We start from the raw sequence: 17,497 nt of genomic DNA, 5'->3' as shown, positions 1-17,497 counted from the left end.
GGTTTCATCGACCTTCCACTCACAGTGAAAGGTCGCAACACATGTCGACTCACCCATTGCTCAACGGTATGTCGGGGAACCTGCAATCCAGCACCGCCTGGTCGCAGCAACAAGCCCTGCAACTGATCCAGCGTAACGTTACCCAGGCCATGAGCAGCCTGACAGCGGCACAACGGCGCCTCTACTTCACCCTGCAACGCGAGGCCCTGGCATCCCTGAAGGCCGTCGAGGCGGAAAAGCAGCGCCTTGAGACGGCGTTCAAGGCCCGCGGCCAGGCGCAACTGCGCAGCAAGCTCGGCGGGCGCGATCCTGAACAGTATTACCTCTACACCACCTACCTGGAAAAACGCGAGCAGCCTTTCCCCTGGGAGGCGCGCCCCCGGCAGCCCGGCTATCGCTCCCGACGGGCCTACGACGACTGGCAATACAAGGAACACACCCGGCGCATGAGCCTGTGGGAAGCCGCTTGCTTGAACTTCGGCTTTACCCATTCGGTGATTCAGGACTCCGGTTTCAGCTTGGTGGAAGCCAGTGAAGTGGTCGGCCAGAACGGCGACAAGAGCCTCAGCGCGCAGACCTTTATCAACGTGGCTCGGGAGCTGGACCTGGGGGGCCAACTCAAGCAGCAGACTGAGACTGCGCTGGCCGCTGGCGGCACGCTGCGCCAACTCATCAGCACCGCGACCCTGGCCAGTTTGCGGCTGGATGCACTGGAAGCCTACCGCAACCGAGCCGTCAGCGGCGTCACCCAGGCGATGTATGAATTGCTGACGGCTGCACTCGTAGAAGGTGCGACTCAGCCAGACTTTGAGACCCTGAGCCTGGCATGCGGCAGGACGCCGGTGGTTGCAGTGGTGTTCGTGCCCTGGGAAACAAACCTGCCGCTGCCCTTGATGCTGATCAAGGTTGGCAGCCTGGGGGTGCTGTCCTACTTCCCTTACCGCCCCACCGGTGCGTTGCAGTACCACATCGACAGCCAGGCCGCCGAGACGGCCTTTCGCCAAGCATTGCTCGACAGCCACGCGCAAAATGACCTGGGCTGGTTTGCCCGGCAATTGCCCTTGGTAGGGATGTCGCTGTTCCGTTCACTGCTCAACAAGGAACCGCGCCCCGAAGGCATGTCCTGGTTGGCGGGTGCCTTGTATGACGGATTCCACAAAGCCTTCCCGAAAAACACCCTCGACTCAGTCAAGTTCAGCACCGATATCAAGGCCGGTCGCGGCGAGACCCTGGTGCAGGCGCTGACTTATCGGCATATCCAGCGTTACCAGGCCAACCTGCAGGTGCTCGCCACCACCAAGGCCGCTGCCGACTGGCAAGCCCTCAAGGACGGCGCCGCCGCCATCGCCGGGGAAATCCTCAACCTGTTGCTGATCCCGCTGCCCGGGGGTGTCACCGGGATGAACCGCATCATGCTGACGGCGGTCTTCGGCTCGCTAGCCTACAGCTTTACCGTGGCGGTGAGCGAGGCGGCCAAGGGTGACCCCAGCGGTTTCGCCGCCTCCCTCAGCGATATCGCCGACCTGGCCATCAGCGGCCGCTTGATGACCACCGCCGGCCAGGCCCATCAACGCCGCGTGCTGCGAAACCTCGAAGCCCTGGGCAACCCGCGCAAGGTCACCACGGCTGACGGCGTCGATAAGCTCTGGAATGCAGAAGCCCAACCCTATGCCATCGACAATCAGCAATTGCTCGACGGCAAGAGCGCCGACACCCTGGGTATCTATACGGTCAATGGCCGCCATTATGCGAAATTGCGGCAAGACTCAAAGACGCTGGTGGTGGAGGTCGTCCTTGACCCGCAGCTCAAGCGCTACGGACTCAAGAGCCGCAACGGCGACCATCACAACCCGTCGATCATCTTCGAGCCGATGCTTCAGGCGTGGGTGTTCGACCTGCACAACGCCCATACACTCAGTGACCTGCAATTGCTGCAACGCATGCTGCCCAGCCGCTCACCTGTCACCTCCGACGCTGACCTTGAAAAGATGCTACGCAGCACCGCCACTACCCGCTCTACCCTGGACAATATCTGGAGCGACAATGCCCCTGCACCACTGAACCTGGTTGAGGGCGTGAGACGCTTGCAGGTCGACCGGATCATTCAACAAATCAGCGACGATTTTCAGCAACGCGGTAGCTTGCCGGCCCATGCCGACAGCGCCGTGTTTTGCCTGCTGACCCAACTGCCACACTGGCCAGCGGACAGGTTGCTGAATATCCATGATCACCAAGGCCAGTTGATCGAAAGTTACGGCCCCGTCGGCGCCCCTTCGCAGACTGCCGGTACCCTGGACCTGAAGCGTCGGGAGGATGGCAGCTATGTGGCCCTGGACGACTCCAGCGTGGCGCCCAAACACGAGGAGCACCTGCTGCGGCTGATCATTCGCGGCCAACCCGCATCTTCCAACCTGGGCAAGGACGACCTGCCGAGCCGCTCGGAAACCGGTCGCATCGCCTTGGTGCGTGAACAGGTTGCGGCACTGGCCAAGGCCGAGCGCCCGGCCTTGTTCCGCGCCTTGTTCGACTACGCCGGGTACGAACAGAGCGAACTCATCGCCCAACCCGAGATCCGGCGTTTCCTGCCACGCAAGGTCCCGGCGCCACTGGTCACGGTCACACCGCTGCTGAAAAAACTGCGGGATTTGAACCCGCCACTGTCGGCCGCGAACCTGCAACAAATCCTGGCCATGTATCCGCTGAGCGCTGCGCAGCAGCAAACCTTCCTCAGCGCCGGCACCTTGCCCAGCGCCTTCGCCGACCAACTCGAGCATCACCGCACGGCGCTGCGCATCGACGCCGTCATCGACGGTTTGTACCACCCGCGCGCGTTCAACCGCGATATCGATCAATGGGCACGGGAGTTCGCTTCGGCCCTGGTGCAAAATACCCTCAAGCGTCCCTTCGTGATCACCGAAGTGGTCAATGGCGTCATCAGCACACCCTACGCGTCAAGCGGCCCCGGCGACCTGACCGTGGAACTGCGGCATTACGGCAACGGCCACTACGAAGCCTATGACCTGCATAACGCGTCACTGATTGCCGTATCGCCGCTGATCGACAGTTTCTACCTGGCCATCGGTGCGGTGCTGCAACCCCATGAGCGGCAATTACTCGGCATGCAAAGCGTCACGGACGCCACGGGCCTGCGCAAGACCCTGGGAGATTTCATGGGCAACCAGCGCAGCCCCGAGGGGTTTGTCAGCCTGGTCAACGGCTCGCTGGTGCAATACGAGCAAAACCTCATCCTCACCCCCCAGACCCGGCCGGAAGCAGATGGCATCGTGCGCCAGGAGGGCAAGGAGTACCTGCCGCTGTTCGGCTCGATTTACCGCATCACCTTCGACAAAACCCTGCTGAAGTGGCGGCTCAGACATCCCGAAAAAATCGGCGTCGACACGCCGTTGCTGGAACACAACTACGAGGGAGCCTGGCGCCTGGCCAGCGAGAACCCGATGCATTGGGACAACCAGCGCCTGTTCAACCGCCTGGGGCACAGCCAATACAACTTCCCCCAGGCCACGGCCGGCAATATTCTCGCCCTCACCGACACCTCGGCCCCAGCCCTGCGCCAGGTGCACCGCAGCGGGCAACCCGCCCCACCGTTGCTGGCCGACACGTGCAAGCGCTTCAAACTCGAACAGCAACTGCAGCATCTGATCGAAGCCATGCGCGCCGACCCTACGTCGCGCTCCGCCCAGCCTGCCGCACAGCTGTTGATTGTGTTGGCACTGCCGGGCTGGCCCGACAGCCATACCCTGCAAATCACCGACAGCCAAGGCCAGGTACTCAAGCAATACCCGCCTGGGGCAACCCGCAGCAGTCTGGTGAAAATCAGTGAAATGAACTACCTCGATGGCAAATTACTGTCGAGCCTGGTGCTGGATAAGCACATCACTCAGGGCCTGATCGGTGAGCTGCCGGTCTCGGTGAATGAACGCCTGTTCAAGCTGGTAAAAAAAATCGTTGAATATGCAGAAAGCAATCTGCCCAAGTTGTTCGACTCGTTCTACGCCGCGAGCGAGTCCGAGCTCAGCGAACCGCAAAAAAGCTTGAAGCGCCAACACCCGGGACTGCCCAACAGCCTGGTCAGGGCCCTGCTTGACCGCGCCACGCCGAAGGAGCTCGAGCAACTGCGCACACACGAACGGGTCGGCTTGCGCCTGGGCGAACAGGCACGCCTGTCGGCAGCCGAGGTGCGCCTCAATCGCGCCTTGGAAGGGCTGTTTCGCGATGCGCTGAGTAATCACGACAGTGAAAAAATCACCCTGCACCTGCTCAAGTCACTGCCGGGCTGGCCAGGGGCAGCACGCCTGGATATTCATCAAGACAGCCTGCAAGGTACGGTCATCGCCAGTGGTGGCCACTTGAACGGTGCGCTACGCAAAAAACTGCTGAAAAGCGCTGACGGCTACCAGGCCGAGGGCAGCGCCAGCCCGCCAGGCCGACTGCTTGATGCGCTGGTGCTCAGCCTCACCCCCGCCGAGCGCACGGCGCTGGGGCTGATCGACGAAATGGACAGCGCGCCCCTGCGCGAGCAGATCGCCCAACTGGCATTGGGCAAGCGCGGGGAGCTCAAGAGCCTGCTGGGCCTGCCACACCTGCAACCCTGGCTGCTGCCGCCGATGCAGGTCGACGTATCGTTCAGGGCGTACCCGCTCTGGAGCTGGCTGTGGCCATTCGGCGGTAACCAACCGCCGGACCTGATCGCCAAGGTCAAGGGGCTGTACCCCAGCTTCAGCACGGCCCAGGCGCGGGACTTTATTCGTACCCTGGGCCTCAACGAACCCGCGGCGCTGCTGGAACTGGAACGCCGCCAGGCCGAGTACACAGCCCTGGAAAATGGGCTGCTGCGGTGGGTCGAAGCGTTCTATATCGAGGTGGATGACCCGAACCCATTGGCGAACCCTCTGAACACAGCGCCACGTCGAACCATCATGAACAGCCTGCTGGCCACATGGCGCCGGGAAAACCCGACCGTCCTCTACCTGAACGGCATGTTCGACACCGTCTCGCTGGTGTTGAATTTTGGTGACCACCCGCTACCGCCCGACAGTTTGCTCATCGGCCCGCATGCCTTTGAACACGTCGAGCATCTGCAGCTCATTGGTAACAATTTCCCGACCTCAGGAGACGGCTTCCTCAGGCGTTTTTCCGGGCTGCGTAGCCTGAAGGTGGATTACGAGCTGACGCAGATACCCACCAGCATCACCGAGATGACCCAGCTCACCCATCTGGACCTGAGTGACAACACTATCCGGCTCGACCAGGCCACCATCGAGCGCCTGGCCGGGATGATCAACTTGCGCGGGTTGTTCCTCAATGGCAACCCCCTGGGCCTGCCGCCGGACGTCAGCCGAATGCCCCAGCTCACTCAGTTGGAATTGCAGGCCACCGGCATCAGCCAATGGCCCGCGGGCTTCTGGGCCTTGCCAAACCTGGAACACCTGGACCTGCAGCGCAACCAGCTCACCAGCATCCCGGAAGCAGTGTTCACCACGCCGCACCCGCGTAACCTGGGCCGACACTTGCACCTGCATGACAACCCGCTCCCCGCAGACGTCCAGCAGCGTATTAACCAACACCGTGTGGCACAGGGCATACACCTCGGTGCTCTACCGGGCCCGGCACACGTTGCGCCGCCAACAGGCGGCATTGACGACTGGCTGGCCGGTATTCCCGCCGCGGATCACGGGCAGCGCAAAGACTTGTGGGAGCAGTTGCTCGACAGCGAAGAAGCGCGTCCGGACGATGCCTTCCGAGTGCTCGCGGACTTGACGACGACCTATGCCTATACCCATTCGCAGCAAACCCGCGAAGCCATTACGGCCCGGGTCTGGGTATTGCTGGACGCCATGGGCCAGTCGGCGCAGTTGCGTAACAACGTGTTCCTCAACACTTACGGCGCGGGCGATTGTGGCGACAGTGTATTGCTGGCGTTCACCAATATGGAGTTGGAACATCGCATCCACCAGGCCAGGTCGCTGCCCAGCAGCCGTGAGGCGGACAAGGCCTTGCTGGCGTTGGCCAGGGGCGTGTTTTACCTGCGCCGGCTGGATCAGTTTTCCTATGACTTCAGCCGCAGCCGCGAACAAGCCGGGCTGGACGTTGATCACGCCGAAGTGACCCTCTTCCTGCGCTATAAATTGGCAACGGCGTTCGACTTGCCCCTGCACCCACTGGAGTTGTTGTACACCGTCGAGGACTACGTAACCGCAGCGGTCATCGAACAGGCGCGCCAGGCCCTCAGCCAAGCGGCGCAAACCGGTGCGTTACAGGAAATGCTGCTGAGCGAAGCGTTCTGGATCGAATACCTGATCCATTGCCTGCCGGAACCGTTCGTGACCATCGGCGAAGTCGCACGGGTTGAGACGCAGCGGCTCAATAAGGAAGTGGCCGACCGGCAATCGGAGGAATACCTGGAGCGGCGCCAGTCGATCGCCGATCATGAAGTGGCAGAACGCCAAAGGCTGATCCGGCAATTGACCCAAGCGGCACAAATCGCCCAGGGGAGCCATTGAGGCAAGCCGGTACTGGCGCAGGCCAGTACCGGCGACCCTTTATGCCGAGCGCGCTGCGCCCTGGCCGACCTGGGTGGGTTGCAGCTTGAAGGCGTAGAACAGCACCGTCAGCAGCACCAGGAATACCGGGCCCACATACAAGGCAATGCGGGTGTCGGGAAAGTACGCCATCAGGCCCACCACCAGCACCAGGAATGCCAGCGCCAGGTAGGAGCTGACCGGGTACAGCCACATGCGGTACTGGAGGCCGTCACGTTCCGCCGGGCTCAGGCCACGGCGGAACTTGAGCTGGGCCAGCAGGATCATCGCCCAGGTCCAGATCGCGCCGAAGGTGGCGATGGACGTCACCCAGACAAAGACTTTTTCCGGCACCAGGTAGTTGAGCAATACCCCGAGCAACAGCGCAAAGATCGACAACAGCAGCGCCTTGCGCGGCACACCGTTGCGTGAGGTGGTGCCGAACGTGGCCGGGGCCTGGCCATTCTGCGCCAGGCTGTAGAGCATACGCCCGGTGCTGAAAATACCGCCGTTGCACGACGACAACGCCGCCGTAATCACCACGAAGTTGATGATGCCGGCGGCGGTCTTGATCCCCAGACGCTCGAAGGTCATCACGAACGGGCTGCCCTGGGTGCCGATTTCATTCCACGGGTAAATCGACAGAATCACGAACAGCGCACCGACGTAGAACAGCAGGATGCGCCAGAACACCGAGCCAATCGCACGGGGAATAGTCTTCTGCGGGTTCTTCGCCTCACCGGCGGTCAGGCCGATCATTTCCACGCCCAGGTACGCGAACATCACCATTTGCAGCGACATCAACACGCCCTGCACACCATTGGGCATGAACCCGCCATGGGCCCAGAGGTTGGAAATGCCCAGCGCCACGCCGTCATTGCCGAAGCCGAACGCGATGATGCCGACGCCGCCGATCACCATCGCAATGATAGTGACGATCTTGATCAACGCGAACCAGAATTCGAATTCACCAAAGGCTTTCACCGCGATCAGGTTGATGGTGCCCATGCTGATCAGCGCGGCCAGGGCCCAGATCCAACGGGGGGTGTCGGGGAACCATACGCCCATGTACACGGCCACGGCGGTGATCTCCGCCACGCAGGTCACCAGCCACAGGAACCAGTAGTTCCAGCCGGTGAGAAAGCCCGCCAATGGGCCGAGGTAGTCCTGGGCATAACGGCTGAACGAGCCGGCGACCGGGTTATGCACGGCCATCTCGCCGAGCGCGCGCATGATCACCAGGATCGCCAGGCCGCCGATGATGTAGGAGAGCATGATCGCCGGGCCGGCCATTTCAATTGCCTTGGCCGAGCCAAGGAACAGGCCGACACCGATACAGGCGCCAAGGGCCATCAGGCGGATATGCCGTTCGCCCAATTCGCGTTTGAGCGGGCCGCCCGAAGCGGTCTCGCCATGGGGCAGGTGGTTGCCAACTGGCATAGGGATACAACCTCGTCTTGTTATTGGGTATGAGCCCGCGATGCCGGGGCGTCACAACGGGTGGTCATGACGCCCGCCGCCGCGGTTTGCGTCGTGGGCAAACCGTGCTGGCCGGGCCAGATCGGGGGGTGCAGTATAAAAAGCTCAACCCAGTGATTTTCACTCTATAAACAGCAATATTCAGCGGTAACTCACGGGAACACCCGAAAGCACGGCGAGAGTATCGCACGACGATGGTGCGCCAACCGCTGAAATTCCACCCACGGCCCTACCAGTCAGGCGTCCATAACGGCGCATCGAAGAACAATTTGCGCGCCATGCGCAGGTTGATTTCACCGCGATGAATCTCCAGCGTCTGCTCCACCCGGCCGGTCTGCCCAGCCTGGATACTGGCGAACGCCTGGGCCCGCACCTGGGCTTGGGCTTGCTTGCCAAGGCGGTGCTGCGCGGGGGTTTTGAGGTGCGCGGCGGTGAAGTGATCATCCGGCCCGATGGCCCGCTCATAGTGGAAATGCCCGTAGCACCACGGCTCGCGGCTGTGCACATCCATCACCGCATAGGCCTGCAGGAAATCATTCGCGCGCCCGGCCAGCGCTACCCGTGCGTCGAGACGCAATACGCGCACCTCACGATGGCTCACTAACACATCCAGCCCCGATTGCGTCGGCAGACGCGCCTTGATCACGCTCAGTCGCGCCTTCATGCCCTCTTCGGACAACCGGCTGGCGGCGGCACGCAGGTCGTCGGCCTCGGTCCGTGCCCGGGCTCTTTGCAGGGCGGCGAGGCGCTCGGTATCGGCGTGCAGCAAGCGCTGGTGGATGCTATCGGCGCACTGGCGCAACTTGTCGGCTCGCTGTTCCAGGATGTCTTGCAGCGATTGCGCCTCGCTGGCGGTGCGGGCCATTTTTTGCACCTGGGTGATTGCGCGCTCCACGCTGGCGCGCAGGGCCTGGCCCTGTTCGATCAAGCGGTTGAGATTGGGCGTTGGCGTGGGTCGTGAATCGGCCGGCGCCTTGACCGGCTCCCACACACCATCGGCGGCCTGGGTAAATGCGCCGAGGACGGCTTGTTGCGTGTCCGTGACCTCGGCCACCTCCACCGGTTGTGCGCCGGTGCTCATCTTCAGCCGAGCCACATACAGATCTTGATTGCGCGTGCGGATGATCCGTTTCTGCCGGGGGTTGGGCACAGCAAGCGCGGGCACTTCAACCGGTGCCGGTGCCGGTAAGAGCGCCAGCGCCAGCTCGTCCTGGACTTGCTGCTGCAGTTGGCTGAATAACTCACGCAATTTGTCCAGGTAAGTCAGATTGAACTTGCCCGGCTCCATCGCCCGCCAGAACGCCAGCCGGTCCTGAGTCTGGGCATACACGTGATCAAAACTTTCCAGCAACTCGATGCGCAGCGCCGTGCTCTGAGGCGCCAGTTCGCCTAGCGTGGCCTGGGAGCGGCTGGCCCAGCGGGCACGGTGGATGGTCTCTTCCAGACTTTGGAAAAACTCTTCATCCAGTTCCAGGCCTTCAGTGTTGAGCGCCACGCCCCATAAGGTGGTGACCTGCAACGACTGCAAGTCCAGCGCCGAGGGACGTTTGCCGACGCCGGCCTGCAGCTCGCGAACCTTGTCGCGCCCGAATTTGGGCACGCCGCTCAACTCGTTCAGGTAACTGGTTTCCAGGTGGGTCCAGCGAATTGCCTTGTCATAACCGTCCGCCAAATCGCGCATGTTCTGGAGAATGTTACGGTGGGCCTGCTGGTTGAGGTCAGACTGCGCCTCCTCCGGCGTCTCGAATTCGACTTGTTGCAACAACGGCAGGAGCCGGGCATTAACGGCCAAGGTCAGGTCTCGGCCCTGTTGCAGCAGTTGGTGCAACGTCAGGATCACCCCCTCGAGCGCCGCAGACACTTCGCGCTCGTAGGCGGGACGCGGCTTGAGAACCTGCAATTGGCGCAGGCATTGCAACTCGAGCATTGAGGCATCCAACTTGTTTTCCAGCTCCTGGTTGTAACGGGCGTTGGCTGTAACGCGTTGCGCCTCGGTGACACCGGCCGCCCTCACTTGCCGGGCGATATCCAGGGCGCGGTGGGCGGCTTGCCGGCGCTGAATGGCGAGCTGGTAGTCGAGCTCCAGTTGCTGGCGACGCGCTTCGTTGTTCACCGATATGGCCGACGTATCCGCCTGGCCGCCTCGCAGCCGCAGGTGCAGATCCACCTCCCAGCGATCTTCGCCCACCGGCTTGAGCCAGGGCCCGGGCGTAGCAGCATCGGCGCTCACCACACGCACGCCCTCGGCCGACACCTGGGCCCGATAAAGATGGCCGTGGAGCAGGACCTGCCACTGGGCGGGGACGTGGCTGTCGTCCCGCGCCAGCCCGCGCAAGCGTCCCGAGGTCTGGGCGTTGGCCAGGCGTTGCGGCCAGGGCCTGGCATACGCCTTCAGACTCAGTTGCTCTAGCCGGGCCTGGAGCAATGGAGAGAGGGTCGCACGCGGGGTGTACCAGCCATTCAGCGCGCGCACCGGCACCTGGGCCATCACCACCGGCGGTTCTACCGGTGAGCGAGCGAAGGCACGATGTTGCAGGTTCAGGCGCGGCGGCCGCGTATGGGGTGAGGCGCGATGGGCCAGGATCAGCACCAGGTCGGCCAGCAACTGCGCCACACCCTGGGCCGGGTCACGGCCAGTGAGGTCCTGACGCACACTGTCCATCACCTGCACCAGCCAACCTGCCAGCAACGCAGGGCCACTGACAAAGGGCAGCACAGCGTTGAACAGCAGCCAACCGCCAGCCTTCAAGGTGGCCCAGCGCTGCCGAGCATTGGACACCGCCTCGGCCTGCGCCAGGCTGATCAGCGCCTGGGCGGTGGCGCTGAACACGCGGGGCAGCGGGTCACCGTCCTCCAGCTGTTTGAACAGGCGCGCCGGTTGCGGCCGGGGCGGCAGGTTGAACTCATCCCCCGCCAGAAAGCACCGCACATGGGGTTCGTTGAAACCGCCATTGGCATACACCGGCTGACGCTCGGGTGCCATCCAGGCCAGTACGCTGTTCTGTAGATCCCCCGCGGTGCAAATGGCCTCGAACAACGCTTGAGCACTGCTGAATTCGCGCAGGCTGGGGCGCAGCAGGGGACGGTAAAGCAGATGCGGGCCGGCGTCGGCCTGGCGCGGGCCGATGATGAACTGGTTGACCACCCCATCCGCCGTCGCCGTCGCGGTAGCCTTGAATGCCAACGGCCATAGCGTGGCAGCCGGCAAGCCTTGCACCGCCGCCGCCACCAGCGCCTGCCCGGCCTCGGTGAGTGCCCCCTCGCCCTTGATCTTCATCTCCAACGCCAGCAGCGGCAGTTGCGTACGCAGCTGCCGCGTGAACAGTGCTTCGCGACGGCTGCGTTCGGCCGGGTCATCCAGCAGTTTTTGCTTGAGCAATGCAGGGTATCGCTGGCCTACGTCCGCCTCGCTTACACAGGCGCGCAAGCGTTCGGCAGTCAGCCAGGCGGGGGCTGGTGCACCCTTGACGCGGATCTGCGACGGCGTGTGCGGGAACCCGCCGAGGTTCTCCAGAGCCAGCGCGGTGAGGCTCACGGTCGTGCGCTGCACTTCGCCACCGGTAAACCCGCCGGGCATCGCGACGGCAGTGACCTGCGCATAAGTCAATTCAACCTCATCCGGCTCGATCTCGCGTGCCCTGGGGTCTTCGCCCAGGCACAGCTTGAGGGTCTGGGCGGCATAGGTGCGGATGGGCGCGATGCCCTCCAGAAAGTTGCCCTGCGCCTCATCGTCCAGCAGGGTTTCAAGTGCGCCGGCATAGGCCAGGCTGTCTTCGATGCCGGCGTGGACCAGCCACAACGGCAACGCCGCCTGCACGCGCTGCTGCCGCGGGGTGAGGCGCGACTCGAACCAACGCCGGGGGTCGGTCAGGTAATCGAGCATCGCCTGGTACTGCGCCGGCGTGCGCGGCACCGCACGGTCGATAGCCTTGACATCGGCCCACTGGCGCTCGGCATAACTGACCGCCAATGCATCAAAGGGGTTGCCCAGAGGCTCTTCGGCAAACCACGTCAGCGCCTGCCCCTTCAAGCGCTCGCTGACATACTCGGGGAGCAGCGCTTCAACGTCCTGCAAGCGGGTCAGCGGATAAATACCCATGGCGGGACTGAACACCATCAGGATGTGGGTTTCGGCGCCAAACAGCCGGTGCTCAAGCAACAGCAAGGGTAGCGTTTCAGCAGGCTGATGAGTGCCACGTGGCCAAGCGTGCAGCGTGCGGATATTGAGCATCGCGCTTTGACGCAAACCCTCCAGACGCTCGGGCAGGCTCGCTCGCAGCAACGCTTGTGGGAATATCCTGGCGAACTGCTGCTCATCCAGACCAGGCGGCGGCTCAGCGTCATAAAACAGTGCCAGCAGTTTTTCCGACACCCCTTCCCAACGGCTGGCACCCGTGGACAACGGCTCGCGCCACGCGTCCTGCAACTGCGCAAGCCAGGCCTCCAGCAAGTCGCCGGCCAGCCGGTTGACCTCGCGCTCCAGCGACGCCAATGAGGTGCGATCCGGCACGAAGTTCTCTCGTGCATGGCGGGCTACGATGTGGTGCCCTTGGACATAACGCACCGGCCGCGCAATGGACATGCATTCGAGAATTTCATCTGCCAGTGGGCTGTAACGGTAGATGCCGTCCTGCAACGGGATGCCGATGGCAATCCCGGGATAGAGGCTTTGCACCTGGCTGGCGGCCACTTGGCGCAATGTCGGCAGGCAGCTGAACAACTGGACAATCTGTTCGATCGCCAGGGTACGTGACAGGGATGAAGGGTTGGACTCAGGCATAGGGCGGCTCGGGGCGGGACAGAAATGGCCTCGCACACTAGGTCCCCGCTGGAGCACGACGGTGGTAACCGGCTATGGCCTTGCACAATTCCCTTGCACGCGCCAATCAGCGTCTAAGCTTCAACCAAGTCCGATCAATCTGCGTGAATGGATCAGTCGACTATGGGTGCTCTATGGCAAACCAGTTCCACCAAGGCTGCGGTCCCGACTGACAGCCAGGATGAACCGCCATTGCCACAAAGCCCACGCCCGCGCCGCTACCGCCGGCGGTTGATCTGGCTGGTGCTGCTACTGGGGCTGATCGCCCTGGCCTTCGCCGCCCACCGCGAAATGCTCACCAGCGCCTGGCAGGCCCGGCAGTTCAGCCACCTGGCCGGCGACCTGACGTACAGCCTGCAACCCGGCCCGAGCGACAGCATGGTCTACCCCGGCGACGGCCCCTTCGACAAACGCCTGGGCTACAGCGCACTCGACGAATTCCTGCCGCGCCTGCTCAAGCGCGGCTTCCTGGTGCAGCGCCAGGTGCGCTTCTCCGCAGCGTTGATGGATTACACCGATCACGGCCTGTTCGTGCCCTATGCCGAAAAGATCCAGGCCGGCCTCACCCTCACTGATTGCCGTGCACAACCGCTGTACAGCTTCAGTTACCCGCAGCAACTCTACGCCGACTTTGCCGCGATCCCGCCGTTGGTGGTGAACAGCCTGTTGTTTATCGAAAACCGCGACCTGCTCGACCCCGGGCACCCCCAGGCCAACCCCGCCGTGGACTGGCCGCGCTTTGCCAAGGCCGCGTGGTCGCAGGTCGCCAAGTTGCTGCACCTGCCGGGGCAGACGGCCGGCGGCAGTACCCTGGCCACGCAGCTGGAAAAATACCGGCACTCCCCCGACGGCCTGACCCTGTCCGGCGGTGAGAAGATTCGCCAGATGCTCTCGGCCAGCGTACGCACCTATCAGGGCGGCCCGGATACGCTCAAGGCGCGCCAGAATATTGTGCGTGACTACCTCAACAGCGTGCCGCTGTCGGCAGTGCCCGGGCACGGTGAAGTGCATGGCATGGCCGAGGGGTTGCGGGTGTGGTACGGCGCCGATTTTGTCCAGACCAACCTGTTGCTCAACAGCAACGATCCCCAGCAGCTGGCCGAAAAAGGCCTTGCCCTGCGCGAAGTGCTGTCGCTGATGATCGCCCAGCGGCGTCCGTCCCATTACCTGACCAAGGGCCATGCCGAATTGGCCGACCTTACCGACAGCCATATCCGCCTGCTGGCGCAGAACCAGGTGATCGACCCGGCACTGGCCAAGGCCGCCCTGGCCAGCCAGGTCACCTACCGAGACTGGCAGCAACAACCGACGATCCAGCCGAACGAAACCAACAAGGGCATCAGCGTGGCCCGTAGCCGCCTGGCGGCGCTGCTCAACCGGCCGCTGTACGACCTCGACCGCCTTGACCTGTCCGCCACCAGCACCTTGCAGGCTGAGCTGCAACGCCAGGCCAGCGCCTACCTCAAGCAGCTGGCCGACCCCGTCTTCGCCGCGCAGGTCGGCCTGCTCGGGCCAAGCCTGCTGACCGCCGCCAGCACCGCTCAGGTGCGCTACAGCTTCAACCTCTACGAACTGACCCCCGACGGGGCCCGCGTGCGCGTGCAAACCGACAGCACCGACCAGCCCTTCGACATTAACGAAGGCAGCAAACTGGAACTGGGCTCTACCGCCAAGCTGCGGGTGATGACCACCTACCTGCAAATCGTCAGCGAACTGCACGATAAATATGGCGCGACGCCCGCTGGCGAACTGCGCAAAGTCCAGGTCGACGACCAGGACCGCATCACCCGCTGGGCCATCGACTACCTGCTCAACAGCAGCGACCGCAGCCTGGCGAAGATGCTCGACGCGGCCCTCAACCGCCAATACTCGGCCAACATCAGCGAAGGCTTTTTCACCGGCGGCGGCCTGCACCATTTCCATAATTTCCGCAGCCAGGACAACGGCCGCAACCCCACGTTGCTCGAGGCGCTGCGCGAATCGATCAACCTGCCGTTCATTCGCCTGATGCGCGACCTGGTGCGCTACAGCACCTACCACGGCGCGAACAACAGCGCCGAACTGCTCAAGGACGACAGCGACCCGCGCCGCCAGGAATACCTGGCCAGGTTCGCCGACCGCGAAGGTACGACTTTCCTGCTGCGGTTCTGGAAAAAGTACCGCAACAAAAACACCCAGGCGCGCCTCGACACCTTCCTCGACGGCCTGCACCCCACCGCCATCCGCTTGGCAGCAGTGCACCGTTACCTGCTGCCCAACGCCAGCCAGGCGAGTTTCAACAGCTTTGTCCGGTCGCACTTGAGCAGCGTGAAAAACCCGGAAAGACTCACCGACGAACGCCTCGACACGCTCTACCAGAACTACGGCCCCGGCGCCTACGACCTGCCGGACCAAGGCTACATCGCCAAGGTCCACCCGTTGGACCTGTGGCTGATGGGCTACCTGCTCAACCACCCCGACGCGACCTTCGCCCAGGCGACCGCCGCCAGCGAGCACGAGCGTCAGGAGGTGTACAGCTGGCTGTTCAAGAGCCGCCACAAAAGCGCCCGCGACAGTCGCATCCGCACCATGCTGGAGATCGAGGCCTTCCTGGATATTCATCAACGCTGGCAGACGGTGGGCTACCCCTTCGACCACCTGGTGCCGTCGCTGGCCACCGCCATCGGCAGCTCCGGCGACCGCCCCGCCGCGCTGGCGGAGCTGGTGGGGATCATCCTCAACGACGGCGTGCGCCAACCCACGTTGCGTATCGACAGCCTGCACTTTGCCGCCGACACGCCCTATGAAACCTGGTTGGTCAACGACCCCGAGCGCGGCAAGCGGGTGATGCCGTCCGAGGTGGCCACGGCGCTCAAGGGCGCGCTGTCTCAGGTGGTGGATGATGGCACTGCGCGACGGGTGTCAGGCAGTTTCAGACTGGCCGACGGCACCCCGTTGGCCATGGGTGGCAAGACCGGCACCGGCGACAACCGCATCGAAGCCATCGGCGCTGGTGGACGTGTGCTCAGCTCCAAGGCGATCAACCGTACCGCGACCTTTGTGTTTTACATCGGCAACCACCATTTCGGCACCCTTACCGCTTTCGTCCCCGGCGCCTCGGCCCAGGGTTTCAAATTTACCTCGGCCTTGCCGGTGCAGGTGCTCAAGGGCATGGCGCCGATGCTCACGCCTTACTTGCAGCCTGGCGGTAACACCCTGTGCCAGGCGCCCTAGGGTGTTAATTACTCACCCGTTTTCGCACCGTCCCCTGCTTAGACTCAAGGCCTTCTTGTGCTCTATTCAGGTGCTCCCATGTCCCACTCAAACCACGCGGCGCTGCTGCAAAGCGCGCTGCCGCCATGGATCAAAAACACGACGCTGACACGCATTGAGGCCTTGCGCGCCGTTGGCCTCACCGACCCCGCGCCCTACCCCAACGCCACGTCCGGCCAGCATCAACGGCTCAAGGCTGCAATTGCGCGGCAATGGCAGACCCAGAACCAGCTCGACCGGATTTTCCAAGGCCTGACCGATGTCTACGCCTTCGCCGAACCGCTGTTGAAGCACGCCCTGGCGGCCTACGGCGAGCTGGATGTGCGCACCACTTTTCTGCGCACGTACACCAGCGCCGAACACGCCTGGTGGGTGGTCGGCGTCAAACAAGGCGAACACAGCCGCATGCTGTCGTTGCTCGACGCGGCCCTGCATAACTTTGCGGCGGGCGACGCGTTTACCGACTTTGCCTTTCTTGGTCCGCAAGACGCGCGGGGCCAGCGCGATATCGTCAAAACCTCGCTGACCGCGTTGGCCTTCAAGAGCATCTGCCGCCAGCTGGATCTCGGCGCCCAGTATCAGGCGCGTCTCAAGCAAGCGGTGGGTTATCACCATGCCATCACGGCGCGCGACGTGCGCCTGGCGGTGCTCGCCAACCTCAAGGCGGCGCTGACGGTGGCCACTCATCAGGCGCTGCTGCGCGGCGACATCGCCCAGGATGCGCACGACAGCCTGCTACTGCTGGCGGGCGGTTATCAACACGTGCGCCTCGACGGCCAGCCACTCAACAGCTACGCCTTGAGCCTGCTGGACTGCCCATTGACCGGTGTGATGCTGTTTGGCAGCCAGCCGGGAGGCCGGATGCTCGCCTGGGTGCCGGAAGACCCGCAGCACCCGCTCAAGGAGTACCCCACACCGCAGGCCTGCGCCGAGGAGCTCAGCCGCCAGTTGCACGACGCCGACTATCGGCAGTTTTTCAGCCAGTTCATCGACCACGAGCGACGCGGGGCCTTTCTGGCGGCGCTCAAGGCCCGGCCCAGGTTGGTGATGCACGCTCTGGACATCCGCGAAGACCACCCCAATCGCGGCCCGCTGGAGGCCGAAAACGACCTGTGGAATTACCTGTACCGGGTCAAGTTGAACAAGCTGCTCAACGACGCGCGGCAGATCGCCGTGCCCACCGCTCACGTGGATCGCCTGGCGCGTTGGGCCTGGTGGGACAACCTGGAAAAAATCCTTTCGGACCTGCTCGATGTCGCGCTGTTGGTGGCCACGCCTTTCGTGCCGGGGCTGGGCCAGGTGATGCTGGCGTACACCGCTTACCAGTTGGCCGATGACGTGTTTGAAGGGGTGGTCGACTGGGCCCAGGGGCGTGGCCGCGAGGCGGTCGGGCACCTGCTCGGCGTGG

At 63.4% G+C, this 17,497-nt stretch carries 5 protein-coding genes; 3 read left to right on the top strand and 2 right to left on the bottom strand.

The window, feature by feature from the left end; genetic code table 11:
* Window positions 1–41 precede the first annotated feature (41 nt).
* Complete coding sequence (locus WBR57_RS04050; protein ID WP_424082349.1) at window positions 42–6,521, top strand: NEL-type E3 ubiquitin ligase domain-containing protein; 6,480 nt, start codon at window positions 42–44, stop codon at window positions 6,519–6,521.
* 39 nt (window positions 6,522–6,560) lie between these two features.
* On the opposite strand, the gene WBR57_RS04045 is transcribed toward WBR57_RS04050, so the two are convergent.
* A complete protein-coding gene (locus WBR57_RS04045; protein ID WP_424082348.1) occupies window positions 6,561–7,979 on the bottom strand; it encodes an amino acid permease in 1,419 nt (472 codons plus the stop codon).
* 268 nt (window positions 7,980–8,247) lie between these two features.
* A complete protein-coding gene (locus WBR57_RS04040; protein ID WP_424082346.1) occupies window positions 8,248–12,798 on the bottom strand; it encodes a hypothetical protein in 4,551 nt (1,516 codons plus the stop codon).
* Window positions 12,799–12,960: 162 nt separating this feature from the next.
* On the opposite strand from WBR57_RS04040, the gene WBR57_RS04035 reads away from it, so the two are divergent.
* The gene (locus tag WBR57_RS04035; protein ID WP_424082344.1) at window positions 12,961–16,050 is read left to right on the top strand and encodes a transglycosylase domain-containing protein; all 3,090 of its coding nucleotides are present in this window, start codon (window positions 12,961–12,963) and stop codon (window positions 16,048–16,050) included.
* Between the two features lie 78 nt (window positions 16,051–16,128).
* Window positions 16,129–17,497, top strand: a 1,369-nt coding sequence (locus WBR57_RS04030; RefSeq protein WP_424082342.1) for a dermonecrotic toxin domain-containing protein, incomplete at its 3' end; no start/stop codon positions are given.

The sequence above is a fragment of the Pseudomonas sp. genome (assembly GCF_049590575.1).
Lineage (GTDB): Bacteria > Pseudomonadota > Gammaproteobacteria > Pseudomonadales > Pseudomonadaceae > Aquipseudomonas.
This window is presented reverse-complemented; position numbering and strand designations above follow the sequence as displayed.